General features: G+C 49.3%; 19 protein-coding genes. 10 read left to right on the forward strand and 9 right to left on the reverse strand.

Features of this window, described 5'->3' with window-relative positions:
* Positions 1-32 precede the first annotated feature (32 nt).
* Positions 33-1,451 (forward strand): vitamin K epoxide reductase family protein, encoded by a 1,419-nt coding sequence (locus tag ACQ6WK_RS11710; RefSeq protein WP_432797562.1) that lies wholly within the window; start codon positions 33-35, stop codon positions 1,449-1,451.
* Here the strand turns inward: ACQ6WK_RS11710 and ACQ6WK_RS11715 are convergent.
* The 6 genes from ACQ6WK_RS11715 to ACQ6WK_RS11740 all read right to left on the reverse strand — a co-directional run bounded on the left by ACQ6WK_RS11715 (position 1,446) and on the right by ACQ6WK_RS11740 (position 7,789).
* Entirely contained in the window at positions 1,446-1,802 is a 357-nt protein-coding gene (locus ACQ6WK_RS11715) for a Spx/MgsR family RNA polymerase-binding regulatory protein (protein WP_432797563.1), read from the reverse strand. The two genes, ACQ6WK_RS11710 and ACQ6WK_RS11715, sit on opposite strands and share 6 nt — an antisense overlap.
* Before the next feature lie 41 nt (positions 1,803-1,843).
* On the reverse strand, positions 1,844-4,624 hold the full coding sequence (locus ACQ6WK_RS11720) for a hypothetical protein (protein ID WP_432797564.1): 2,781 nt from the start codon (positions 4,622-4,624) through the stop codon (positions 1,844-1,846).
* Positions 4,621-5,136 carry an ExbD/TolR family protein gene (locus ACQ6WK_RS11725; RefSeq protein ID WP_432797565.1) on the reverse strand — a complete coding sequence of 172 codons (516 nt, stop codon included), beginning with the start codon at positions 5,134-5,136 and terminating at the stop codon, positions 4,621-4,623. Before ACQ6WK_RS11725 ends, ACQ6WK_RS11720 begins: the two co-directional genes overlap by 4 nt.
* 29 nt (positions 5,137-5,165) lie before the next feature.
* Entirely contained in the window at positions 5,166-5,660 is a 495-nt protein-coding gene (locus tag ACQ6WK_RS11730; RefSeq protein ID WP_432797566.1) for an ExbD/TolR family protein, read from the reverse strand.
* A 39-nt stretch (positions 5,661-5,699) separates the two neighbouring features.
* Positions 5,700-6,659: a MotA/TolQ/ExbB proton channel family protein gene (locus tag ACQ6WK_RS11735; protein ID WP_432797567.1), complete on the reverse strand. Its 960-nt coding sequence runs from the start codon at positions 6,657-6,659 to the stop codon at positions 5,700-5,702.
* Positions 6,660-6,736: 77 nt separating this feature from the next.
* Complete coding sequence (locus ACQ6WK_RS11740) at positions 6,737-7,789, reverse strand: vWA domain-containing protein (protein ID WP_432797568.1); 1,053 nt, start codon at positions 7,787-7,789, stop codon at positions 6,737-6,739.
* 231 nt (positions 7,790-8,020) lie between these two features.
* Here ACQ6WK_RS11740 and ACQ6WK_RS11745 point away from each other — a divergent pair, with 231 nt between their 5' ends.
* The 5 genes from ACQ6WK_RS11745 to ACQ6WK_RS11765 all read left to right on the forward strand — a co-directional run bounded on the left by ACQ6WK_RS11745 (position 8,021) and on the right by ACQ6WK_RS11765 (position 13,459).
* Positions 8,021-9,103 carry a Gfo/Idh/MocA family protein gene (locus ACQ6WK_RS11745; protein WP_432797569.1) on the forward strand — a complete coding sequence of 361 codons (1,083 nt, stop codon included), beginning with the start codon at positions 8,021-8,023 and terminating at the stop codon, positions 9,101-9,103.
* 186 nt (positions 9,104-9,289) lie between these two features.
* Entirely contained in the window at positions 9,290-9,751 is a 462-nt protein-coding gene (locus ACQ6WK_RS11750) for a cytochrome b562 (protein ID WP_432797570.1), read from the forward strand.
* A 58-nt stretch (positions 9,752-9,809) separates the two neighbouring features.
* On the forward strand, positions 9,810-10,808 hold the full coding sequence (locus ACQ6WK_RS11755; RefSeq protein WP_432797571.1) for a DUF2231 domain-containing protein: 999 nt from the start codon (positions 9,810-9,812) through the stop codon (positions 10,806-10,808).
* Between the two features lie 225 nt (positions 10,809-11,033).
* Positions 11,034-11,429: a DUF4212 domain-containing protein gene (locus tag ACQ6WK_RS11760; protein WP_432797572.1), complete on the forward strand. Its 396-nt coding sequence runs from the start codon at positions 11,034-11,036 to the stop codon at positions 11,427-11,429.
* Complete coding sequence (locus ACQ6WK_RS11765) at positions 11,426-13,459, forward strand: sodium:solute symporter family protein (RefSeq protein ID WP_432797573.1); 2,034 nt, start codon at positions 11,426-11,428, stop codon at positions 13,457-13,459. The genes ACQ6WK_RS11760 and ACQ6WK_RS11765 overlap by 4 nt, the downstream gene beginning before the upstream one ends.
* A gap of 75 nt (positions 13,460-13,534) precedes the next feature.
* Here the strand turns inward: ACQ6WK_RS11765 and ACQ6WK_RS11770 are convergent, their stop codons facing one another.
* Entirely contained in the window at positions 13,535-15,328 is a 1,794-nt protein-coding gene (locus ACQ6WK_RS11770; protein ID WP_432797574.1) for an RDD family protein, read from the reverse strand.
* A 231-nt stretch (positions 15,329-15,559) separates the two neighbouring features.
* On the opposite strand from ACQ6WK_RS11770, the gene ACQ6WK_RS11775 reads away from it, so the two are divergent.
* Both ACQ6WK_RS11775 and infC read left to right on the forward strand, forming a co-directional pair.
* Complete coding sequence (locus tag ACQ6WK_RS11775) at positions 15,560-16,534, forward strand: phosphatidate cytidylyltransferase (protein ID WP_432797575.1); 975 nt, start codon at positions 15,560-15,562, stop codon at positions 16,532-16,534.
* Between the two features lie 256 nt (positions 16,535-16,790).
* Complete coding sequence (infC, locus tag ACQ6WK_RS11780) at positions 16,791-17,399, forward strand: translation initiation factor IF-3 (protein ID WP_432800400.1); 609 nt, start codon at positions 16,791-16,793, stop codon at positions 17,397-17,399.
* A gap of 72 nt (positions 17,400-17,471) precedes the next feature.
* Here infC and ACQ6WK_RS11785 read toward each other — a convergent pair whose 3' ends face one another.
* A complete protein-coding gene (locus ACQ6WK_RS11785) occupies positions 17,472-18,377 on the reverse strand; it encodes a phosphatase PAP2 family protein (RefSeq protein ID WP_432797576.1) in 906 nt (301 codons plus the stop codon).
* A 359-nt stretch (positions 18,378-18,736) separates the two neighbouring features.
* On the opposite strand from ACQ6WK_RS11785, the gene ACQ6WK_RS11790 reads away from it, so the two are divergent.
* Complete coding sequence (locus ACQ6WK_RS11790; RefSeq protein WP_432797577.1) at positions 18,737-19,969, forward strand: retropepsin-like aspartic protease; 1,233 nt, start codon at positions 18,737-18,739, stop codon at positions 19,967-19,969.
* A gap of 68 nt (positions 19,970-20,037) precedes the next feature.
* Here ACQ6WK_RS11790 and ACQ6WK_RS11795 read toward each other — a convergent pair whose 3' ends face one another.
* On the reverse strand, positions 20,038-21,285 hold the full coding sequence (locus ACQ6WK_RS11795) for an HD-GYP domain-containing protein (RefSeq protein ID WP_432797578.1): 1,248 nt from the start codon (positions 21,283-21,285) through the stop codon (positions 20,038-20,040).
* Positions 21,286-21,582: 297 nt separating this feature from the next.
* Here ACQ6WK_RS11795 and ACQ6WK_RS11800 point away from each other — a divergent pair, with 297 nt between their 5' ends.
* Positions 21,583-23,952, forward strand: coding sequence for a glycoside hydrolase (locus ACQ6WK_RS11800; RefSeq protein ID WP_432797579.1), 2,370 nt, complete (start codon positions 21,583-21,585; stop codon positions 23,950-23,952).
* Positions 23,953-23,983 lie beyond the last annotated feature (31 nt).

Below are 23,983 nucleotides of genomic sequence, written 5' to 3' on the forward strand. Positions count from 1 at the left end.
TCATCACATGATTTTCTAGGGCTAAGTAAACCATGCCACATCAGGACCCAAAACCCGTGATTGAAGGACGGCTGTGGACGCCAGCTCTATTACGCGTCTTGGGGGTACTGGGGCTAGGTCTGTCGAGCTATCTGCTAATTTCTTCGATCAGCGGGGGTGGTGTTGCCGGATGCGGCGCAGGAAGTGGCTGTGATGAAGTCTTGCAAAGCGCGTGGTCGAAGGTTTTAGGGTTACCAGTGGTGGTGCTTGCAATTGTGGTCTATCTGGTGCTGCTTGGCGCAACGCGGCATATCACACCAAGGAAAAATAGTCTCACCACACAAAGACGAGCGTGGCGGGTACTTGTGGTGCTCGCCTATTTGTTGATTGGTGCTGCAGCTTACTTCAGCGTGATTCAAATTTTTGTACTGAAACAGCTTTGTCAGTACTGCATTAGTGCGCATCTGATCGGTATCGCGGCGGGACTGGTGATTTTGCTCAGCAGCTTTGGCTTGAAGCACACATCAGAACAAATCAGACCATCGGGGATGCGAGGTCGATCGCATCTCGTGCTGCTCGGTATTGCGGCTATTTTGTTTATGCCATTGCCAGTGATTCAGTTTATGTTACCGACAGAGACGGCGAGCATTCGACCCGCGATCAGTCAATCTATCGGCGAAGGTACCGCGCGAGAGATTCGCTACCAGTTTGGCGAGGCCGGGGCTGTGAGCATTCGACCCGCAGAGTATCCGCTGATTGGGGATGTTGATGCCCCACAAATGCTCATGGAGTTGTTTGATTTTACGTGTCCACATTGCCGATTAATGTCGCGGGATTTAAAGATACTCATGCAACAACATCCGGAGCAAATTGCGATTGTGACGTTGCCATCACCGCTGAATGCTGCATGTAATCCACTGGTAAAGAAAACTGAACCAAGAGCAGAAAATGCATGTGATTTGGCAAAGTTAGCGATTGCGGTTTGGGTAATCTCGCCGAGCGATTACCCAGCATACTTCCATATGCTAATGGCAGATGAAGAGCCACCGACGGTTGAAGCCGCACGGAAAATGGCATTACAGTATGTGGACGAAACGCAGCTTGAGGAGGCGATTAACGATCCACGTGTGGATGATTTGATTGCGCGAGATGTGGCATTGTACGGGGTTGTTGGTGGGTCATTACCGGTGCTGTTCACGGGATCTGCAACCATTCATGGGTATCCGGGTGAGGGAAACCTGCTACCACTGTTAAAGAAAGAATTGATCGAAGGCAAAACACAAAAAGAAGAGCAAACAGATGATGTCCCGCGGGAAGATCAATTGGATACCGCAGCTTTTTACCAGTATGGCCGTGAGACATCGCATCAAAATATCACGACCAATTCCATTACAGGCTGTGATGGCTGCCCACGCGAACAAGTCGCAACAGAAACACCGCCTTCAAATCATTTACTACCCAACGGGTCATGATCCCCATACCGCTTTCATCACATCTTCTTTGTAACCCACAGTGTACTTTTTGCCATTGGTAATGATGGGGCGTTTGCAGAGTTTGCCATTTTGCGTAAGCAGCTTTAACGCTTCGGCTTCCGAAAGGTTTGGGAGTTTATCTTTCATATTGAGTTCGCGGTATTGAACGCCGGATTTATTGAAGAGATCTTTGAGTTGATAGTCGCCAGCTTTGAGAATGGCTTTGAGCAAAGCCTGCGGTGGAGGTTGTTCGGTAATATCGATAAAAGTATGGTTCAGACCGTGTTGGTCGAGATATTTTTTTGCGTTACGGCAAGTGCTGCATTTGTTGTAGCCATAGAGCGTGAGCATATAAACCTCGGTTAAATCGTTTGGGGATTGGTGCTGCTGTGTCAGGATTGTTCGTGCTTACGTTCTAGCTCAATGAATTGCGTTTCAAACTTTAGGCCACCGAGCTTGGAATCACGAAGACGGAGCTGCCGAATATGCAGCGGGATATCATCGGTTTTATAATTGAGCTTATCACTGATTTGCAGCTGGCGAAGCCATGCATGCCAATAGTGCGTCGGGTATGGAGGCTCTGGGATACTGGTAATGATACGTGCGTAATGCTTCGCGGCAGCTCGGAGAGAACCATCTGTGTTTTGATTGAATTGTAATTCAGCAAGTGTCTGGATGAGGTCAAGATTGTCGGGGAAGGAAGATTCAAGGGCTTGAAGATCGGCGGCTGCTTGATCGTAGTTGCCGAGAAGTTGTTGAGCTTTGGCGCGAATGATTGCACATGAAAGCATGTATGATGAGGAAAGACGGTTCTCTTTGGCGTAATCAATGAGTACGTCTGCAATTTGCACGGCAGCTGTTGCACGATGACGCAACGCGGTCGGAATCGATTTGGCGATGGCTTGCTCCGCAATGTCATCCATTTCACGCCCAAACTGGAGCAAAAGCTTATCTAAAACAGGGGCGGCTCGCTGCGGATCATTTTTCATATAATCTTGAGCCACGCGAATAGCTTGATCGTGTTGCGCCGAAGCAATCAAAGCAGTCGAACGGATTTGAAAAGCATTAGGTAGAAGGTCATCAAGGTCGATGAAATCAGATTCAAAGTTGCCGAGTAACTTGATAGCATAGCTGTACTCTTCAGACCGCAAAGCAACTGAGGCGCGAACAATCGTCGCAGCAGCAAGCGCATAACGAACAGCCTTGCGGCGAAAAGAATCAAGGTTGTTTTTCTCAAGCTCCCGTGCAGCTTCCCGCTTCACACGATCTGCACGACGGTCGATGTCGGCACGGATGCGAAGATATTTTGCATTGCCGATTGTGTCGTCTGCAATTTCCGTATCCAGGCAGAATAGTGCTTCACGTTGAGCATCAAAGTATTGCGGATGATCAAACGGCACACGGTCATATTGTTTAATTGCTTCATCGTACTGGCCGGCAGGCTGAAGAACGTGATAAGCATAAAAAACACGTTGATTGTCAGCTGCTTCTGAGATCGGGAAGAAATTAAACAGAACTTCTGTGGTTTGGATAAACTGCTCACGAATGCCGGGGAGTGCAGGATTTTCTTCAAAAAGCTGCTGTAATTGTGCGATCGAGAAATTGATCGCACGAGAAGCGTCGCCATGATCAGGATACTGTTGAGCGAGGCTGGTAAGCTGTTTAGAAACCTCAAGTAGATGCTTGGGAGACGGCGGCTTGGATTGATAAAAAGCAACCGTTTTGTTGTAGAGCGCATGAGCGCGAATGTCTTCAGGAATAGTGGGACTGGTGAGCGATTCAGCAAGCATGATCACACGTTGAAGCTGTTGCTTTGTTTCCGCATCCGTTGATGAATCATCCGGAGTTTGCACTTTTTGAAGAGCAAAATCTGTCATCATCAAACGAACACGCGGCGGAAGCTTATCAATCGCGTCCTGCTTAGCAAGCAAAGTGTCCCAGCGAAGAGCGATATAGTAACGCACCTGCTCTTTCTGAGCTTCGGAAAGCTGATCGTCCTCGAGGAGCTTGAAATAAGGTGAAAAAATATCTGCAGATGGATCGACAGCAAGCACACGGTAGTGCATGTCGGTGAGCATGATGCGGAAAGTGAGATTAGATTTAGCAAGCGGATGTTGCTTGAGTTGATCCAAGAGTGTGATTGCAGCAGCGAACTCGCCGGACTCAATCATGATGCGAGCTTGAGTGAGATTGGCGGTAAGATTGAGCAAGTCAGAATGACGGGCGCTGAGCACGGGGTTAAGCAGTTTGATGGCGGCGGTGTTATTACCCATTTGCAAAAGAGCGCGGGAAGCAAGAACCATAGATGCAAAACGGATGCCGGCTTCATCGCCACGGTCAGTGATAAAACGTTCTGTGTTTTGAAGTACAAGGTTGAGCAGGCGCATACGTTCGTTATCAGGCTGCATTTTGCGGCCGAGCAGCTTGTATTCAGTCGGCGCAGTGTAGTAGGATTCGGTGCGAGGGATCGCGGTGACATATAAAGCGGCGAGTGCCTGGAAGAAAGGGGTGCGTTTATGATCGTATTCGTCGAAGAGACGCTGGATGAGGCCGGAGCGTTGTAGCTGCGGCGCGTTAGCAGCGCGAGGAAGAATGGTTTGAAGTTCGAAGAGACGCTGCTTGGCACGGGTGGTAAGTTGAAGCGCTTCGATGGCTGCAACTTGGAAAGCTTGAGATTGTTGTGGTGTGGGTTGCCCAAATGTATAAGCCTCAGCAGCAAATTGATGAAGGACTTGCAATTGCTCGATAAGTAGAAGCTCAGCAAAGTCCGTCTGCCAAATCGGACATCGCGGGTTGTCGGTGAATTGATTGATGATGGCGTGGTATTGCTGAACCAGTGCAGCGAATTGATCACGTGCCTGGGCTTGAAGTTTTACAGCGGCAGGATCATTGGTTTTGGCTGCAGTAATAGCGGCTTCAGTGAGTTGTTTGTACTGAAGGCGGTGTTCGATCAATTTACGTTCAGCACGGATAGCAGAACGATCTTCTGGAAATTGATCGGGGGATGTGAGGCGAATAGCGAGATCATGATCCCCTTGAGAAACGACGTAGTCGGCAATAGTTTGTGCCGCAAAATTCTGATTGCATACCAAAAATACAACGCAAAAAACGGCGGACATCAAGAATGTGATGCCGTAGGTTGAGAGACTTCGTTTTGACCATTTGATCATCATGAGTTTACTTTGGCAAAGGCGATGTTTTCATAGCCAGCGGCCATAGCGGCGTTAAAGGCGTTCACGACGTGTTGCCAGCGGACTTGTTGTTGTGGTTTGATGAGGATGGGGTTGGTGGGGCGATAGACACCATTACGTTTTTGTGCAGGATCGTATTGAAGGTCAATAAGCATGTCACGAAGTTGACTGAAGGATGCGGTGGTGGGCATGCCTTGAACCTCAATGCGAACGTTGTGGTAGCCGACGGTTTGAAGGGTAATGACGATAGGCTGCTCTGGGATTTGAAGCGCATCAGTAGCTTGATCGCCACCGGTGGGAAGCTCGGCAGTCAGCGCTCCCTCACCAACCGCAAAGGAAGCGGTGACCATGAAGTAGATAAGCAGCTGGAAGATGACATCAATGAGCGGCGTAATTTGCAGTTGCATCTGCGCAGGGGGAACAATACGACGCTTACGTGAAGATTGATGCTTCACGGGCTGACTGAGTGAGGATGTTTGCGTTTGCTGGGTCATGAATGATCTTGATGCGTGTTCTTGTTGGTTTAGGGAGTGCCTTGATCCGCGGGGAGATAGGCGACAAGATTCACCGTACTAATGCCGGCGGCAGTGATGGCGTTCATAATGGGCTGAACTTCATCGAAATAGATCGCAGCATCGGCACGGAGCATGACTGGGGCCTTAGGAAATTGTTCGGCGAGTGACTTGACCGCTTCAGCGATCTCCTGCAATTCGGTAGGCTCGAATTTTTGGAATGGCCCGACCTGAACAAAACGCACATTCCCTTCTAGCTCCAGCGGTTTAAAACGATCGCGATCGCTCGCTTGTACAGGAGCAACACTAATCACGATACGGTCGAGTTCGGCAAGCTGATGCGTCTGTGGGTCTTCGAGTTCGGGCACAAGCATCTTGACAGTTTGCTTGGAGGCCATGGTATTGACGAGCATGAAGAAGATCACAAGCAGGAACACGATATCGATCAGCGGCGTGAGATTCATCCGCGGGGTCGCTGGTCCTCGTTTATGGATTCGTGATTTCATCCGTTCCTGTTTCGTATGACTGGGCGGGCTTGGGTGTGATTATTTTTTAGTGGTGTTGCCAAAGAGGTCGGCGTCGCCATTGTTTGGATTTGACTTTGCCGTGTTTTGCTCAGGTTCGATTTCCGCGGCAACTTCCGGTTCATCTTCCGCAACAACAACTGAGGATGCTGCGGCGGCTTGAGGAGCAACCGCAGAAGGTTGCGATGCTACTGGTGTGGGGCGTTGTACGGTTTGCGGAGTGTTTGCCTGCGCAGCGGCCTGACGGGCAGCTTGAATTTGTTGTGGGGTTGGTTTGAAAGGCGCAATGATCGATTCAACGATCAAAACACCCTCGGAAGCAAGGGAATCGATCTTATTCCTAATCAGCGCATAGGAGGCCAGTGCAGGAACTGCAACGACCAACCCCCAGAAGGTGGTGATCAGCGCGGTGGATATACCGGCAGCGAGTTGTGAAGGTTCTGCGTTACCACCTTCAGCGACGAGTTGCTGGAACGCGCGAATCATACCGTAAACCGTGCCGAATAAACCGATCATGGGAGCGATATTGCCAAGGACATTAAGGTATTCGATGGGTCGGAGAATTTTGACAGTTTCATTGTCGGCAGATTCTTCGATCGCCCGCTCCATAGCCATAAAACCGTTGGGGGCTTCATGGAGCGTGGCGCTGATGATGTGTCCGAGGTAAGATTTGTCTTTGTTGGCGTAATCGATGGCTTGACGAAATTGCCGTTGCATGAGAAGCATGTTGACTTTTTTCTTGGTCCCTTCGGGGAGCATACGGGTACGGCGGTATTGGGTCATGAGGTGGATGGAGAAACCGATGGAAAAGGCGGACATGGCGAGGAGAAGCCAGATGATAAGCAGGCCGAGGAAATCGTCTGACCAGAGGAACATGCTGAACCAAGAACCTGTGTCTGCCGCGTCGGCTTGTGCGAAGAGCACAGGTGTGCCAAGCATACAAAGCGCGCTGCCGAGAAGGATGGAAAATGTTTGACGCATGGCATGGTTCCTATCGTGCGGATTGATCGTGCGAACAGAGACACAATCAGACGCATTGTTTATCGGCTTATGCCGCTTTATTGATACAGTTCATCCTCGGTGACAAAACGGTAGACGCCACCAGTGCCTTCTGCAATAAGGGGCATGGTCCCGGGACGGCCAAGTTCTTCAAGAGGATCATGGTATAAAAACTGGATGGTGTTGATCTTGGTATTGCTGTGGTTCGCTCTGGCAATCTCGCGGAGTAGATGCTTCTGGTTGACTTCATATTGGCCTTGGCCGGTGATGTTGTCGGAGAGGAGGTAGATGAGGCCGGGCTTGTATTTGAGAGCTTGTGTGAGGGCTTTGATGGGGTTGGTCTGCTTGCTGGGAACGACATTGTGCTTGCGCGGGTCGATCCAGTCGATGACGGCTTGCTTTTGCGAGGCAGTAGCTTGCTTGAGTCCTTTAGGTGGAACTTCAAAAACTTCGTTGCCTTGAAAGAAGATGACAGTGAAGGTTTGTTTGTCGGAAAGATTGCGGATGGTTTTTTGAAGTTCAAGCAAAACGTATTTCATGGTATCGATAAGCGATCCGGAGGCGTCAACAACAAAGATGATCTTACGAGCATTACCACCTGAGCCGAAGAAGTTCGTTTTGAACTCGGCACCGCTGGCCATATCAGCCGCAAAGGGATTAATCTTGGACGCACCACCTGCCAGACCGATCATGGGAACTTCAGTGACGGGCTTGACGTTGAGAGTGGTTTGCGGGGTGTCGATCTGTGTGATCGAACGGCGAGCAGTATTAGAAGTTTGTTCGAGCGGTTTGAAATCGGTTTGCGTCAGCGGCGAACCGGGCGTATCAGAGAGACGGATGTTAGGAACCACGATCTGCTGATCCTGGATGACGGTCACGGTGGTCCAGACAGCAAAGATCGCGATGAGGATAAGAATGAGATGAATGCCGCCGGAGATGAGCCACGGAGCATAAGCTGCAAACCCTTCCGGCTTATCGTCTTCAAGCTGAAGATCATCGCCCTGCTCCGCAACCTGCACAGCCAAATCAGCTAATGCCAAATGGGCCGCCTCCCCAGTTTGAGGAGGATCGGTAGACGATAGCGTGCTGGGGTTTGAACTTTCCTGACTCATCGGACCCGCAAAGATTGTATGACTCCCTGTCGTGACAAAACACGGCGCCTCGCTGCGTGAGGGCTCCCGGTTTATACGTCATACCATGATAACCGGGTCAGCAAAAGTGGGGGATGCTGGACCTGAAATATTTGCATCTTGGCGACAATGCCCCATAATGCGCCGTTTGTCGCTTGCTAAACCGAGCCTGGGCAAGTCAATCTATCTTCTATATCAACAGGAGTTTTGAATATGTGTGCGAGAAAAGCCAAGGCATTGCGAGCAGCTTTCATCGGCGCAGGCGGAATCGCCAAACCACACCTCGATGCACTTGCAAGGATTGATGAGGTTGAAGTGGTAGCGTTGGCGGATGTAAATACCAAAGTGATGGAAGAACACGCCGAGGCGTATGCGATTGATTCTTCCGGCTTGTATACGGATTACAAAAAGATGCTGGCAAAAGTGAAGCCAGAGGTGGTGTTTGTCTGCACCCCAAACGGCTTACACGCACCAGCCTCAATCGCGGCAAGCAAAGCCGGCGCACACGTCATGGTTGAAAAACCTATGGCAATGAATGCCCGTGAAGCGAAAAGGATGATCGACGCCGCTAAGAAAGCGCGAAAGAAGATCATCTGCGGTTTGCAGTTTCGATTTGACCCCAAGACACAGTTTTTGAAAAAGCAGGTGGATGCGGGCCAGCTTGGCAACATCATGTTTGGTCGTGTGCAAGCAATGCGACGGCGCGGCATCCCGAACTGGGGTGTATTCGGCCAAAAGGAATTACAAGGTGGCGGCCCGATGATCGACATCGGCGTACATGCACTTGAGATGTGTCATTATGTGATGGGTTCACCCAAACCCATAGCCGCAAGTGGCATGACTTGGACTTACCTCGGCGATAAGCCCAGCGACCAGATCGAATGCCTTTGGCCAAACTGGGATCATAAAAACTATGATGTCGAAGATCTTGCTGTCGGCCATATCCGTTTTGACAATGGCGCGGTGATTCATATTGAATCGAGCTTCATCGCACATATAGAGCCGACGTCGATCATGGATTTTCAGCTTATGGGCACCAAGGGCGGCTGCAAATGGGATTCGTCAACCGTGTCGACCGATCAACACGGCTACATGATTGATTACAAGCCGACGTATAACACGCCGGGCGATTTTAATGAGAACTTCTATCGCAAGAATCGCAACTTCATTGACCATCTGCTTTATGGCGCTAAGCCGATCGCACCGACAGAGGACGGACTCATGGTGCAGCAGATGCTTGACGCGATTTATCAATCCGCAGACAAAGGTGGCAAAGAAGTCCGTATCTCACCTTAAGTCAAACCATATAGCGAACATATGAACCACAGGTGATTGTACCTGTGGTTTTTTCATGCACTAGATACATGAATTAAAAAGGCTTGTATGGCGTTATTGCCCATAGAAGCACGATCGCCCTTGACGGCCTGGGGCAACAGACGTGATACTGTCCTGCATTCACAGCAACAATTACGGAGAAACACCATGCCTAAAGAACAGAATTTCCGCGCTCGTTTTGGTTTGATGATCTTTGTCACCCTTGGCTCTTTGGCCTTGCTTGCGCCGCTTAGTTTCGCAGACAAAGACAGCGAGCATGATGAAGTCAACCTGCATGAACTTATGGAAGATATGGAGGATGATTTCAAAGCACTTCGTAAGCAAATTAATAATGCAGATAAAAATGATTCGAGTGTGGAGCTTCTGACGGACCTTCAAGAAGATGCCGTGGAAGCCAAAGGGTTCATGCCAGACAACGTGCTCGATGCATCTGCGTCAGAAAAGGACGCATTGCAAACTGAATATCTAATTGCGATGAATAAGCTCATCATAGAACTCGCACAAACTGAGATTGCCCTGCTTGAAAACGACAACAAGAAGGCGGTCAAAGCACTGGTGAAAGTGCGTGATGTACAAAGAAGTGGCCACAAAAAATTCAAACACGACTGATTGATATCGATGAATGACTCCGGGCTTGCGTGTGAAGACGTGCAAGCCTGATTTTTATATGACAGGACTCATTATGGCTCGCCACTTGTTAGTTCGATTGCTGCTCGCATTTGGGATGATGCTCGCTGCGTTACCGTTTGCAATGGCGGAAACAAAAGAACAAACAGTGCCTCCAGCAAATACAAGTGGCTCTGCAGGCGAAGCATTGCGGGATATGCATTTAGCATCACAGGTTCATGCGATCTTTAAAGAAAAGTGTTACGACTGCCACGGGGCACACCTAATCAAGCCGGATGGCGGATTTGGCTATACGCTTGATTTTGAGAAGCTACGGAGTACACCGGACTATATCGTGCCGGGTGATGTGAACAAGTCGTATATTTACGATCTTGTAGATTTTGGGGACATGCCGCCACTGGATAGTGACGTAGCACAGCTAACCAATCACGAGAAAGAACTTGTGAAGTGGTGGATCGAAGCAGGTGCACCAGCAATGAAAGTCGTAGACGAACCAATAAAAATCGCATCCATTGCTGCAGAAAAACCAATTGACACTTCTGATAAACCGAAACCAAAATTGGCGCAAGCAACCGTGACCACAACACCATCTCAGCCAGGCAAACGGTGGCTTAACTTCTTTGGACAATTCCATCCACCCACAACACATTTTCCAATCGCGCTCTTAATGATGGCCGCATTCGCCGAGTTGCTTTTTGTACTTTCTCGACGAGATGAGCTTAAAAGTGTGGTTCGCTTTTGCATATGGTTTGGCGTAATCGGTGCCATCTTTTCCGCTAGTCTGGGTTGGGCTGAAGGCGCATATCATCTTATGAAACCCTCTGAATTATGGGCTTTTAATTTGCACCGATTGCTCGGCACAATGGTTGCTATCTGGGGTTTGCTCATGCTAATCTACCTTGAAGCGCGTGTTCGTCGGAGTGCCTGTGGCTGCCGAACAGGGTTGCGCGTATTGCTTTTTGTCGGTGCAATACTGGTATCAATCACCGGATTTCTCGGCGGGCTATTAACCTTCGGTGTTGATCATTACACATTCTGACCACCTTACATTTCCCAACAATACTGCCAATACACCCGTACTACATCAGACATAAAGCTCTGGTTCTGCACACCAAATCCGCATGTCTACGGCATACATGTCTTTTGAATCTATTCATGAATAATACTTGTTCATGTAGCAAAGAGCGTTTAACATCACATCCGTCGAAACGCGATAACCATCTTTGAATATAACGTTCTGTACTTTCTCTTGGAGCAATATCTCATGGCCGAACAGGTTGAGGGCCGCGCGCACGAGGAGATCGATGCGCCGGACATTTCTAACACACAAACATCCTCCAAAACAAAGCTGGATTACAACAACCCCAAGGTTGTGACATCCATACAAAAATACTGGGAAGCAAACATCCGTGTGATGGGTATCTTACTCCTGATCTGGGCGGCGGTCGGATTAGGCTGCGGCATTCTTTTTGCAGACTGGCTAAATCAGTTCAACTTCCCCGGCACAGGCGCGCCGCTCGGCTTCTGGTTTGCTCAACAAGGATCCATCATTGTCTTTGTGTTCCTGATCTTAGTTTATGCGATCATCATGAATCGCTTGGATGCTTATCATCAACGAGAGCTTAAAAACCTCCATGAACAAGATGGAGGTGATGCATGAGCGTATTAACTTGGACCTACATCTTCGTCGGATTAACGTTTGGCTTGTACCTCTTCATTGCCTGGCGAGCACGAGTCAAAGACACCAAAGGCTTCTATGTCGCAGGCCGCGGTGTCCCCGCTTCAGCAAACGGCATGGCCACTGCCGCTGACTGGATGTCGGCGGCTTCATTCATCGGCATGGCAGGACTCATCTCCACCATGGGATATGCAGGCGGGCAATACCTCATGGGTTGGACCGGCGGGTACGTGCTACTCGCACTCTTACTCGCTCCGTACCTCCGCAAGTTCGGACACTTCACCGTACCAGACTTTATCGGTGATCGCTTCTCTTCCAACTTCGCACGCATCGTTGCCGTCATTTGCGCGATCTTTATCTCGTTCACCTATGTCGCCGGTCAAATGCGCGGCGTCGGCATCGTCTTCTCACGCTTCCTCGAAGTCCCCATTACCTACGGCGTCATCATCGGCATGATCATCGTCTTCATCTACGCCACGCTCGGCGGCATGAAAGGCATCACTTGGACACAGGTCGCGCAATACTGGATTCTCATCACCGCGTTCCTCATCCCCGCCATCGCGATCTCCATCAAACTCACCGGCACGCCCATCCCGCAGCTTGGTCTTGGCGCTCAGATCACCGACACGTCCACACACCTGCTCGACAAACTGAACAACATCGGAAATGATCTAGGGTTTGGATCATATACCGCCGCTTCCGGTGCATCCGGCGGGGGCTTTAACAAACTATTGAACATGTTCTGCGTCACCCTCGCGCTTATGGTTGGCACCGCAGGCTTACCTCACGTCATCGTGCGATTTTATACGGTGAAGAATGTGAAAGCTGCACGCTGGTCTGCATTCTGGGCGCTGCTCTTTATCGCAGGTTTGTATCTCACTGCACCAGCAACGGCTGCCTTTGCACGCTACTACATGCTGACAACTTTGAACGGCCGTACCTACGCAATGAATATCGGCGCCGCTGGTATTCAAACCAGTGACGGACAAACCATCAGCATGACCAAAGATACGGAGGGGCTTAACCGTGTGATGATCAGCGGCGTGGACGCATCGGCGGCCCTTCCCTACAACCGCTTCAACACTGCCGAAGGTAAACAGTACTACATCATTCAGCGCGAATCCGGTGACATCATCTCTGAACTGCCACACTGGTATTTCAACTGGGAAAATACCGGTCTGATTGCATGGTTTGATGGTAACAATGATGGCCGCGTGTCCTATACTGGACGAGATGACAACGAAGTTTTCCGTGCTGGCGGTGCACTGGCTGGCGCAACTTTCACACAATTAAAAGTTGAACATCAGAAATGGCTTGATACCGGTGGTACACAAGGTGCCGATGCACGTGCCACATTGACGAAGGAAGAACTGTCCGGACCAGATAAGGACATCATCGTCCTAGCCACACCTGAAATGGCCGAGCTTTCCAACTGGATCATCGCATTCATTGCGGCAGGTGGCTTGGCGGCAGCTTTGTCGACTGCATCGGGTTTGTTGCTGGTGATCTCATCGTCAGTCGCACACGACCTCTACTTCAATATCTTGAATCCAAAGGCATCGGAAGCATCACGACTCTTGGTCGGACGTGTGGTGATTGGATTCGCGGTGGTGGTGGCTGGATTCTTTGGGATCTACCCACCGGGCTTTGTGAGTGAAGTGGTGGCGTTTGCATTTGGCCTCGCTGCAGCGTCATTCTTCCCGGCAATCGTGCTAGGCATTTTCTCAAAACGTGTCAGCACCGGGCCAGCGGTCATCGGTATGCTGGTCGGGATTATTTTCACCGCAACATACATCATCGGCGGCGTCTATATGGACATGCCCAACTGGTGCTTCGGGATCAGCACACGCGGCATCGGTGCCGTCGGTATGGTCTTGAACTTCATAGTAACGTTGGGCTTAACCCCCTTCTTCCCACCACCGAACGAAAATGTCCAAGCCATGGTTGCCGCGATTCGTGAGCCAGAATTCGAACCGCCAGCACCGCAGATCGAAGAAGCCGTGGTGCATTAGCCTCATTCAACTCATCTACGAAAAAAGCCTGCAATTGCAGGCTTTTTTATGCGCGAGGAAAGACCGATTTTAGAATCAATCTTCTTTTTCGTCCTGATCAAGATGATCGAGTTTCATGGGTTGAGGTGTATCCATAACCACGACTGTTTGCATGGCCATGTCACCAACACGCTGACGGTTCATAGAAATCAACGGAAAGAGAAGCAAAATCGGCACGAGCAAATCGAGTAGCTTAGAAAGACCACGCCCGAGAAGTTGACCTACGGCGGGCTTCTCACCTTTTATGGTGACGACGCGAATGCCAGCGATTTTTTTGCCAACGGTGCGGCCAGTGGCGATTTCACTGACTGTGGTGTAAAGAATGAAGGCGCCTATGATGATCAGCGCAGGGACCATTTTTTCCCATGACAAACCTGCCTCCGCGCCTGGCCAACGACTCCATAATTCAGTAAAGCTAAGATTGAATGAGAACTTCACGATAAGAACGATCGGAAGGATGTCGATCATGCCAGCATAAAGCCGCTTGGAAAAATCACAGAGCACCATCTGCTTAGGAAGCGCAAGTTTGTTCTGTGCAGGATCTCGCATCATAAAGATCATGAGGAGAATCATGGCTGCCATCAGTACACCAAAGGTAATCATGTACTGCGCAAAAAGTTCAAACGCTTGCGGCTCATAGGCAGTAAGTGTGGTGGGTTTACCAATCTCTTTACCTTGGAGATCGAGTTCCGCAAGCGTGAGTGAGACATTGTGCTCAGCGCTGCTGGGTAAAGCGAAAAGGCTAGGCGTACTGGTGGGTTTTTGGGGCTTATGTTCAGGATTGGCTGCAATGACGCCAAGATGACCGTTGTATGGAACCGCAGCCCATGAGGCATCGCTTTTAAGCGGCAAATCTAGTTTCCCGATTTTGAGTTCCTGGTTGTTACGGAGAATATCAAAACCAACAGAAAGGGTGCTGCCGGGTTGCTGCACCGCCAATGCCAGCTGCTTATTCACTTCGAGCATGGCGAAACCGCGAGCGTTAGGCCAATTGATATTGGTGCGTTGCCAACCTTCCCCATCGTGTTGATAGATGCGGATGTTACTGAGATCCGTCACTCCCTGCACCGCCAACACAGGAAAAGCGGCCTGTTCACTGCCAGCGACCATCCATGCCTTGCCAACATGCGGCCAGTCCAATGGCAAATCAATGAAAGTCCATCGCGCCCGATCATGCACCATCAAGCGGTCAACCGGTTTGCCATCAGTGTTCGTTGATGTTGTGGGGTTCGCAGATAATGCGGCTTCTGCGTTAGATTGGGGCTTGGCTTCATCCTGTGTTTGTGGCTCGGATACTGGCTGATCCTCAAGGATGGTGGTGATAGCATTTGAATCTGCACCATCTTCGATCACTTGATTAGCTTCACGAGTTTTTGCTTCAGCTGCTTTGGCGTCTGCTTCGTTTGCAAATTGTACAAGTGCGAAAGCATTTGTTTCATTAACCGCCAAACTACGAAGCTCACAATTCACGGTGATGGGCGATTGTGCGGACGAGGTGTACTGCCAGAAATCCTGTGCCACGGATTTGACCGGGCTGAGTGTTTGAAAGGCAATGCCGTTGTCAATTTTGTAGGCCAACCAGAGTTGTTTGTCACGTACAGCAAGCCCGCCGGGTGCGAGGATTCCTGAGAAAGAATGTGCATAGGTAATCTGGCCGGCTTCATCTTTCACATTGCGATGATATACACTGACCTGCGGTACTTTGGCGTCCTGATCATGTGGCTGCACAAACCAGAGATCTTCACCGTCACTGACTGCAGTCAGTGATTGCGCCTCAGCATGAGCGGAGGCAAAAACACTCACCCATGCCGTACCCACCAACATCAGCATGAGCCAAAGACCCCGATAACACCTTCTTGCGTTTGTGATCATCATGACAGGTTACGCAAAAGCTCCGCTGGGGTAAACTGGCTTAAGACATCGGAACATGTTGTTGCGTCTGGTTGCACTGTTTCTCTCTCGACCGCGACGGGGGCAGGCCGTGAGAATATCTCTCTGGGATACATCGGGCAATCGGAACGCTATCTGACAAGGGGGCAGCCACCGCTTACAATCATAGCCATGCTAAAGTACCGCCTCATCTTTGGTCCGATCATGATTTTAGGATTGATCGCACTGATTTATTTCGATAACAAGCTCGACGACATCAATCTGCAAGGCACGTTTTTGCAGCCGATGTTTCTGGGGCGGACATATCTGCCAGCAGGATTGATCATGTTGGGGCTTTTTCTGGTGCTGATCTCACTGGCGGTGCGTGAGATCATCCACATGTTTCGGGCTAAGGGATTAGCACCGGACGGGCTGATGATCTGGCTTTCTGGGATCATTGGCTGCTCGCTCATCTATATCATCCCGTTCCAAACCGATTCACAGACCACGATCGCGATCTATGCTTCGTTCATGGTTCTCTTGTTCATGTTCACATTGATCCGACTAGCGATCCGGAAGATGACGACCGGAGCGTTGATTGCGGGGTCGCTGACGATGTTTGGGTTTTTGTATCTGGGCGTTTTGCCCGGGTTTTACCTTGCGATTCGGCGATGGCATTCGGCATGGGTCATTGCGGCCATCATCCTGATCATCAAATCGTGTGATATTGGCGCATACTTCACAGGATGTTCGATTGGGAAACACAAAATGATTCCGTGGCTGTCACCAAAAAAATCATGGGAAGGTTTGGTCGGTGGCATCTTGTTTTCAGGATTGGTCGCGGTGGGGCTGACGGCACTGGGCAATTATCTAGGCGTCACGGGCAAATGGATGGGTGGCGGGGCGGATGGGGGTGACCGATTTTTCCAAGCACATCATTATCCGCTGTGGTTTGCGTTTGTGGTGGGGGTGCTGTTCGGGCTGCTTGGTCAGGCGGGCGACCTTACGGCAAGCATGTTCAAACGGGATGCAGCCATCAAGGATTCGGGGTCGTTTGTGCCGGGATTTGGCGGGCTGATTGATATCTTGGATTCGCCGGTCTTGGTAGCCCCATTTGCGTATTGGGTACTGATCATCGCTGAGCAACTGTCACACGTTGGGGGATAGAAAAATAACCCCGAATTGGTAGGGAATGCCTCAGAATGGCTTCACAAGGTCGTTTCACGGTCATTTCCGGGCAGTGAAAAGTAAAAACGCCAAAAAAATTCCGGATTAGGGCTGGCATGTATCAACCAGCGGCCACAATTGACGATATGATATAGGCAGCTTCGGGAGTCACGAAGCTGGATCTGCACGCGCCAAAATGCCCCCGTAGATCCATGTACATGTTGTTTTTGATTTTGGATTATTTGGAGATCCGACCATCGCTAGACGATTTAGACCGCAGCAGAAAGACACAGGCAAACGCCTTCGTGTCAATGACCAGATTCGCATTTCTCCCATTCGACTGATCTCAGAGGATAATGAGCAATTAGGCGTTGTCGCGCTTGATGACGCAAAACGTCGTGCGCGCGAAAACAATCTGGATCTGGTGGAAGTATCACCGAACTCTGAACCATCGGTCTGCCGCATTATGGATTACGGCAAATGGAAATATGCTCAGAAAAAGAAAGAGCAGAAAGCCAAGTCGCACGCCAAGCAGAGCGAAATCAAAGGCATGCGTCTGCGTCCAAAGATCGACAAGCACGACCTCGATATCAAGGTTGCTCGCGCTCGTACCTTCATTGAAGATGGCGACAAGGTTCAGTTCATGATGCTGTTCCGTGGCCGCGAGATTGCTCACAAAGACATCGGCTTGCAGCATATGCGTGACATCTGCGAAACGCTCAGTGATGTTGCGAAGGTTGAGTCGCCGCCGAAGTTCCAAGGCCGCCGTGCAACGATGGTGATCGCACCGGACAAAACGGGTGGCGCACCAAAGAAGAAAGAAGCGCCCGCGGCACCGCAAAGCTCCCCTGCCCCAGCACAGTAAAACCTTTTATGATGAAATAACAAAACACCGCTTCGATGAGGCGGTGTTTTTTTTAATGATGATTATTTGCACTCAGGTGACAGTTGATGCAGAAAGTGGGACAAGCTTCTCCCCGATCTTGCCGGGCTTTGTCACAAGGTAGTGCAACCAAAGCGTTAAGATGACGCCAACATAGCTACCCGCCAGCACGTCGCTGATGAAGTGAGAGTGCGTAAAAATACGGGTAAAAGCAATGATCACACCGAGCGCGAACCAGACAAACCAAAGACGAGGTTTCATCAGCCAAAGCACACAGGCAATCGTACCGGTGGTCGCAGCGTGGCCTGAAGGGAACGAAAGCTGGTTGTAGACCACGGAAAACCAAGAGAAGCCAAACTCTCCCGTTTCAAGAAGCATGGTGGGGCGAAATCGACCAAACAGTACTTTGATCAGGTTCACACCGATACCGGTCCAGGCCAGCGCACCAATCATGAAGAACATCCAACTGGCATAATCTTTTTTCTGGCGCACGAGCCAAAGCGTTAAGCCAATGCCAAGAAGGGTGACCCAACCGTAACCTTCCCACAGTTTTGCTACCCAGAACACCAACCAAACCAAAACAACATAGCCTACCCACCAATACCAATCTTGTTTCCACACTTGTTTCTGCCACACCCAATTCAACACCAACCCCAAAATAATCGCAATAAAGTAATACAGCGAATCACCAAACTGTGTTAGGTGATCTGTCCATGTGCGAATGGTATCTGGCAAATCCAGCACAAACCAAGATACACGCCAATCAAAAAAGAGGTAACAAATCAGCACAACAATGCCGCCAAGAATGGCGAGAATTTTCATATCACGGCGCACACCGGACAACCATAAACCATTCTGACGGGCACGTTCTCCAAGTGAAGACACATGATCATCAGCATGATTGACAACTGCTTGCTCATCCGGCGATTGCGATTCATATTGCTCATCATTTACTGACATTACTGGTTCCGCTTTGTCGACCTATATTTGATCTGGATCGTTTAAACCGGGCAAATTGTAACCCTAATAACAACCCGTGTCCCAAGTGAGTGTGCTAAAAACCCGATCCACAAAAAAAGGTTTCGGCTGCAGCATTCCCGGGTGTACAATAAATTCACATCGAAGTACATATTCTCTTGGCAACACAAGGATCCGGAGGGCTGACGCATCTGCCAAGAGCACTTAATTTGCATCAATACATACAGAGGGATTTGGTCATGCGCTCATCGATCTTACACACGTCACGCCTGTTTGCGCCTGCAATTGCAATAACTTCATTGTTGGCTTTGTCATCCCAAGCCTTGGCCGCAAGGTATTTGATGGGTCAAGCTTCAGACATCGCATGGGATCAACCACGGGTTGATTTTCAGTTCTCGACCACGCCGACAGGGCAAATCCCACCGAACAACAATCCGAATGCGGTCGGGCCCCTCTTTTTTAACACGGGTTTGTTAGACACCGGCGCATCGGGTGTGCTGCTTGCCAGACTCTCGTATCTCGATAGTGGTGCAACGCTTGTGAATCCATATCAGCAAGCGACAAATCCTGACACGGGCAACCCTGTTTTCTACAGCGAATCCGGTGTCGGTAATCATCAAGACTTACTCGATGTCTATGTTGATTACACGCTGGTCTTCAACGGCAACAACGATACGCAGGGTGGCGTGCTTTACGACTTCAATGCGTTCGGCCGAAATAATCTTGATTTTGGTTCGTTTTCCGCCATCGTGGGCATGCCGGTGATGATGGGCAAAATCGTTAATATCGACAACAGTCCCGTGCAAAACCTCGAATTCATTAAGGTCGATCTGAACACAGGTGTTTCTCAATTTAATGATTTCAGCGTAAACCTCGCTATGCGGGATTTTCCGCTGAACAAACCAACCATTGATCACGACAGTAATCCGAACACACCAAATATTCTTGATCCGGATCACATCAATGATACGCCACCAACCTTCGCACCCCTGCCCTTTGTGGACGGCATTACAGCCACGCGCGGCACAGCTTCTGACAACGGCAATTTCATCGTGGATACTGGTGCCCAGCTATCAATGATTTCGACTTCGATTGCGGATACGCTCGGTCTGAAATATGAACTGGATGAATTCGGTAACCCGATCGACCCTGATCATGACGTTGAACAGGTTTTGCAAGTTGGCGGTGTCGGTGGCCAAGTCGATGTACCGTTCGTGCGAATTGATGAATTAATCCTACCAACAACCGATGGCCACGAGATGGTTTTTGAGAATGTCCTTGTTGGCGTGCTTGATATCTCGGCGCCTGATGGTGTAGACGAAAGCAACAACCCACTCGCTTCACCGATCATCGATGGCATCATTGGTATGAACTTGTTGACGAACGGAATGGCACCGGGCGCTCAAGCGGATAACGCAGTCACTGGCGTGACATTCGACTTCACCAATGCTGCTAGCGGTACGGGCATCTTATCCTTTGAGTCAAACGCACAGCTTGTACCGGAACCTGCAACATTGGCACTATTTGCTCTCGCATTGAGTACAGCAGCAGCTCGACGTAGACGTCGTATCTGACCCACACCTATAAACATGAAACGAAACATAAACCCCGTCATAATGGCGGGGTTTTTAAATCAATAAATTCAAATCTGATCTGCGTCGGGTGCGAGTGTTTCAGACACCTGCTTGATACGATCTTCACTACCAAAAAATGCATCCACTACCTGGGGATCAAAATGCTTCCCACGTTGCTGCCTGACATAAGCCGCTGCTTCCTCATGATTCATCCCTGCTTTGTATTGCCGCTCGGATCGTAGTGCATCATACACATCCGCCACCGCAACAATACGGGCAGAAAGTGGGATATCTTCACCTTTGAGACCGAATGGATAACCATTACCATCCCAATGTTCATGGTGCCCAAATGCGATCTGCGACGCCGTCACCAAAAATGGATCGTCCCCCCATTTGCGTTTGATAGCCATAAGTGTGTCGCCACCAATCCCCGGATGTAGCTCAATAATCTTTCGCTCTGAATCAGTTAGTTTGCCCTTCTTAAGCAAAATCGAATCGGGTATGCCAACCTTACCAATGTCGTGGAGTGCAGATGTTTGAGCCAACAGATCTACACTTACTCCCGCCACCTCACCGTGTTCGTCAGCCATCGCTTCACCGAGGATACGCACATAACTGCCAATACGCTCGAGGTGCTCGCCCGTCTCATCATCACGTGATTCTGCTAACTTCGCCAAACCTAAAATTACCGCGTCGCGACTGCGGATCAGTGCTTTGGTTCGGGTTCGGATTTTGTTTTCGAGTTGTTGATTCACGTCATCCAACTCGTGTTCATAGCGACCAAAAATAACAAGCGTGATCCCTGCACTAACCGCAACTAGTACCACCATCACAATCAAACCCGCGACCTGAACCTGATCCATGAGCGCAGCCACTTGATTCTGAATACTACGTTCATTGAGGAACACGACCATTTCGGCATCGAGCCCACGTACATTCCGAGTTGCCACAGCAAAGTCGCCGCTCATCATCCGAGCAGAATACCCCAAGGCTAAACTTCGTGAGTAATCGCCTTCATGAGTGACTTCTCCGCTGAGCGCCAAGCTTTCTTCACGAATCTCCGCCATTTGCTCAGCCGTCACGCGGCCACGCTCCACACCAATCAACTCACCCGACTTCCTATCAATCACACCAAGATAACCCTCGCCGGGGATATCGGTTTCGTCGAGGAGATCTTCAAGGATTTTTCGTCCATCGCTTCCAGCTGAAATATCCTTCAGCTTCAGGAACGAGATGACTTCCGCAAGCTGCCCAGCCACCTGATCGCTGGTCTCTAACATCCGTTCTCGCACCACGGATTGCAGCCGCTCGGTCATCCAATATTCAAAAACATAGAGAGCCACAAGCAGACAAACAAGCTGCCCCAGAATGATCCCGCCCAATAATATACTTCGTTGTTTGTATTTAAATTGCAACCTGCTGCCTCGTGTCACCAAAGAATATCCGAACTATCGACAATTCTCTCATGACTGTCACTTAATTCAACACGCAAGATATTAAAAAGTAATCCTACCCACGTCATTTATAATGGGAGTTCCCACCCCGTAGATTCTGTTACGATCTACCGCAAGATAACACCTACGTGATTTCACCCTGACCGATAGGTTTTGCCGATGTTCCTGAAAATGTCTCGTGTTCTGGCCATCCTAATCTTCGCCTTGTCGATACCTTTGTATGATGCAACGGCCCAAAATACCATCATGCTCGAAGGCAGTGCTGATCTACAATGGCACATCAACCCAACGACCTTAGAAATCACTGCGTGGCGTTCTACGGATCAAACACGTGTCTTGTTCTCAGAAGCTCAACAGCAAAAACTCCCCACCGCCAACATCTCATCCTTCCAAACACTTGCCCGCTGGACCGCCCCTCATCCCTCGGGAGATCTAAAATTCACCTGCAAACTCAATGGCAATGACCTGATCGTAACCATCGCTTCACCTGTACCCTCTAATACAACGCGAACCGTTACATTCCCCATCATCAAAGAAATCGACTCACAAGACGAGTGGATCATGCCGTTCTTTGAAGGTGTACGTATCACGCATGACAACAAAGTGTGGCGAAACAAGCTACTCACGATTAAAAATGAATCGCTTTTAGAAAAACTATCGTTTCCAGCCTTCTCCCTTCATAATCCTCAAAACAATACCGCTCGTGTGTACCTTATCCAAGATCAATTTCATAACACACTCACATTCTCTAGTAGTTCGCCACAGCCAAAATCCTCTGCGTCTGAAACAGCTTTGTCTGCCGTCGATTCCGATAAACCCATCCAACTGACTATCACTCACGCTTTCACACCTGTTCAAAAAGAGCGATCTTATACTGTACGATTCTCGCTGGATAAGCCAGATGACTTGCTATTACCCGCTAAGAAATATCGAACTTATTTGAAGCAAACAGGGCAATTTGTTTCACTAAAAGATAAGATTAAGATAACCCCAAAAGCTCAACGTTTGATCGGTGCAATTCATGCATATGTATGGGGGCCGCAAATTGTGGATGGCAATGACCTTTCACCAAAAGCCGCCAAAGCATTTGCAACAAAGATCATAATCGCCGAAAACCAGAACCATAAAGAAACACTCACGGCAAAAATCTGGAGCATGCTCACACCCGCTGAGCAGACTCTGATAAAGGAGATTGCAGCAGAAGAATGGGTAAATGCCTACCAGCGTCGAAAACTGGCCGCTATACTCGACCGTTTGATCCGCACCAACACAACAGGAACTGCTGAAGAACCGATCTCTTCTATCACACAGCAGCAGAAAATCGCCTTACAAAATCTGGAACTACTCGCCATTGCATTTCCCGGCGTATTCGACAATACAGCGGAATGGGGCGGTGGCATTTCAACACGTATGATCACTCAGCTTCAGGAAGCAGGTATCAAACGTATCAACCTTTCCACCGGTGGATTGAACAGTACGAACTTCAAGCCACAAGCTGCAGAAGCAGCGGATAAAGCTGGCTACCTGTTTGGGCCATACGATTCCTATCACTCGATCCATCACCCGGATACTGATCCCGAACAAACTTGGGACACCGCACAGTTTGATCTCGAACTCTACAACACAGGCGGCATTATTAATGCTCAAGGTAAACCCAAACACGGATTCAAGAAACGTGGCTACAAACTCTCGCCATTGATGGCAAAACCTTACGTTGCTAAGCGTGTAAACAACATCAAGGGTGGAGTCAATCATACCGGTTGGTTTGTAGACTGTGACGCTTTTGGCGAGGTCTATGATGATTACGCATCGAAGCACACGCAATCTCAAATCCAGGGAGCTGTGCAGCGCTTAGATCGCATGAAATGGCTATCCTCACAGCATGATCTGGTCGTGGGTTCTGAAGGCGGTAGTAGTTACGCGATTCCAGCAATTCATTTTGCTCACGGAATGATGACACCAGTCATCGGCTGGGGCGATCCACTCCGTAAAGATAAAAAATCTAAGTACTATGTAGGCAGATACTATCCTGATAGCGGACCCGATGTTTTTATGAAAACGGTCCCGCTACAGGACAAATATGTAAAGCTGTACTACGATCCTGCTTCACGCTTACCGCTCTACCAAGCCGCCTTCCATGATGCTGTAATTGCCACGCATCATTGGTCGAATGCATCACTCAAGTACAGCAATACAATACAAACAATCGCTTTGCTAGAACAGCTTTATAACGTTCCACCGATGTATCATCTCAACCAAGATACATTTAAAAAGCAAAAGGATACCATTGTTAATGCCGCAAAATTCTTTCAGCCTATCCATGAGGCAACTGTATTTACAGCATTAACCGAACTTGTATATCTCACAAATGATTGCTTGGTACAGAAAACTGTTTTTGGTGAGAAGACCGTAATTTACGCAAATTTCGGTGATACAGACTACCAAATTGATGACAAAACAAACTTAGCCGCTGGAAGCATCATCGCAAAGTTAATACAGCGTGAACAGATTCTGCATTACAAACCATAACAACCTAATCTACCATTCACTTCATCTGAGT

Source organism: Poriferisphaera sp. WC338 (genome assembly GCF_050931845.1).
Lineage (GTDB): Bacteria > Planctomycetota > Phycisphaerae > Phycisphaerales > Phycisphaeraceae > Poriferisphaera.

What these genes read in the sequence shown, in the direction of transcription:
- ACQ6WK_RS11710 (WP_432797562.1), top strand. Translation starts at nt 33, where the DNA reads ATGCCACATCAGGACCCAAAACCCGTGATTGAAGGACGGCTGTGGACG.
- ACQ6WK_RS11715 (WP_432797563.1), bottom strand. Translation starts at nt 1,802, where the DNA reads ATGCTCACGCTCTATGGCTACAACAAATGCAGCACTTGCCGTAACGCA.
- ACQ6WK_RS11720 (WP_432797564.1), bottom strand. Translation starts at nt 4,624, where the DNA reads ATGATGATCAAATGGTCAAAACGAAGTCTCTCAACCTACGGCATCACA.
- ACQ6WK_RS11725 (WP_432797565.1), bottom strand. Translation starts at nt 5,136, where the DNA reads ATGACCCAGCAAACGCAAACATCCTCACTCAGTCAGCCCGTGAAGCAT.
- ACQ6WK_RS11730 (WP_432797566.1), bottom strand. Translation starts at nt 5,660, where the DNA reads ATGAAATCACGAATCCATAAACGAGGACCAGCGACCCCGCGGATGAAT.
- ACQ6WK_RS11735 (WP_432797567.1), bottom strand. Translation starts at nt 6,659, where the DNA reads ATGCGTCAAACATTTTCCATCCTTCTCGGCAGCGCGCTTTGTATGCTT.
- ACQ6WK_RS11740 (WP_432797568.1), bottom strand. Translation starts at nt 7,789, where the DNA reads ATGAGTCAGGAAAGTTCAAACCCCAGCACGCTATCGTCTACCGATCCT.
- ACQ6WK_RS11745 (WP_432797569.1), top strand. Translation starts at nt 8,021, where the DNA reads ATGTGTGCGAGAAAAGCCAAGGCATTGCGAGCAGCTTTCATCGGCGCA.
- ACQ6WK_RS11750 (WP_432797570.1), top strand. Translation starts at nt 9,290, where the DNA reads ATGCCTAAAGAACAGAATTTCCGCGCTCGTTTTGGTTTGATGATCTTT.
- ACQ6WK_RS11755 (WP_432797571.1), top strand. Translation starts at nt 9,810, where the DNA reads ATGACAGGACTCATTATGGCTCGCCACTTGTTAGTTCGATTGCTGCTC.
- ACQ6WK_RS11760 (WP_432797572.1), top strand. Translation starts at nt 11,034, where the DNA reads ATGGCCGAACAGGTTGAGGGCCGCGCGCACGAGGAGATCGATGCGCCG.
- ACQ6WK_RS11765 (WP_432797573.1), top strand. Translation starts at nt 11,426, where the DNA reads ATGAGCGTATTAACTTGGACCTACATCTTCGTCGGATTAACGTTTGGC.
- ACQ6WK_RS11770 (WP_432797574.1), bottom strand. Translation starts at nt 15,328, where the DNA reads ATGCTGATGTTGGTGGGTACGGCATGGGTGAGTGTTTTTGCCTCCGCT.
- ACQ6WK_RS11775 (WP_432797575.1), top strand. Translation starts at nt 15,560, where the DNA reads ATGCTAAAGTACCGCCTCATCTTTGGTCCGATCATGATTTTAGGATTG.
- ACQ6WK_RS11785 (WP_432797576.1), bottom strand. Translation starts at nt 18,377, where the DNA reads ATGTCAGTAAATGATGAGCAATATGAATCGCAATCGCCGGATGAGCAA.
- ACQ6WK_RS11790 (WP_432797577.1), top strand. Translation starts at nt 18,737, where the DNA reads ATGGGTCAAGCTTCAGACATCGCATGGGATCAACCACGGGTTGATTTT.
- ACQ6WK_RS11795 (WP_432797578.1), bottom strand. Translation starts at nt 21,285, where the DNA reads ATGACCGAGCGGCTGCAATCCGTGGTGCGAGAACGGATGTTAGAGACC.
- ACQ6WK_RS11800 (WP_432797579.1), top strand. Translation starts at nt 21,583, where the DNA reads ATGTTCCTGAAAATGTCTCGTGTTCTGGCCATCCTAATCTTCGCCTTG.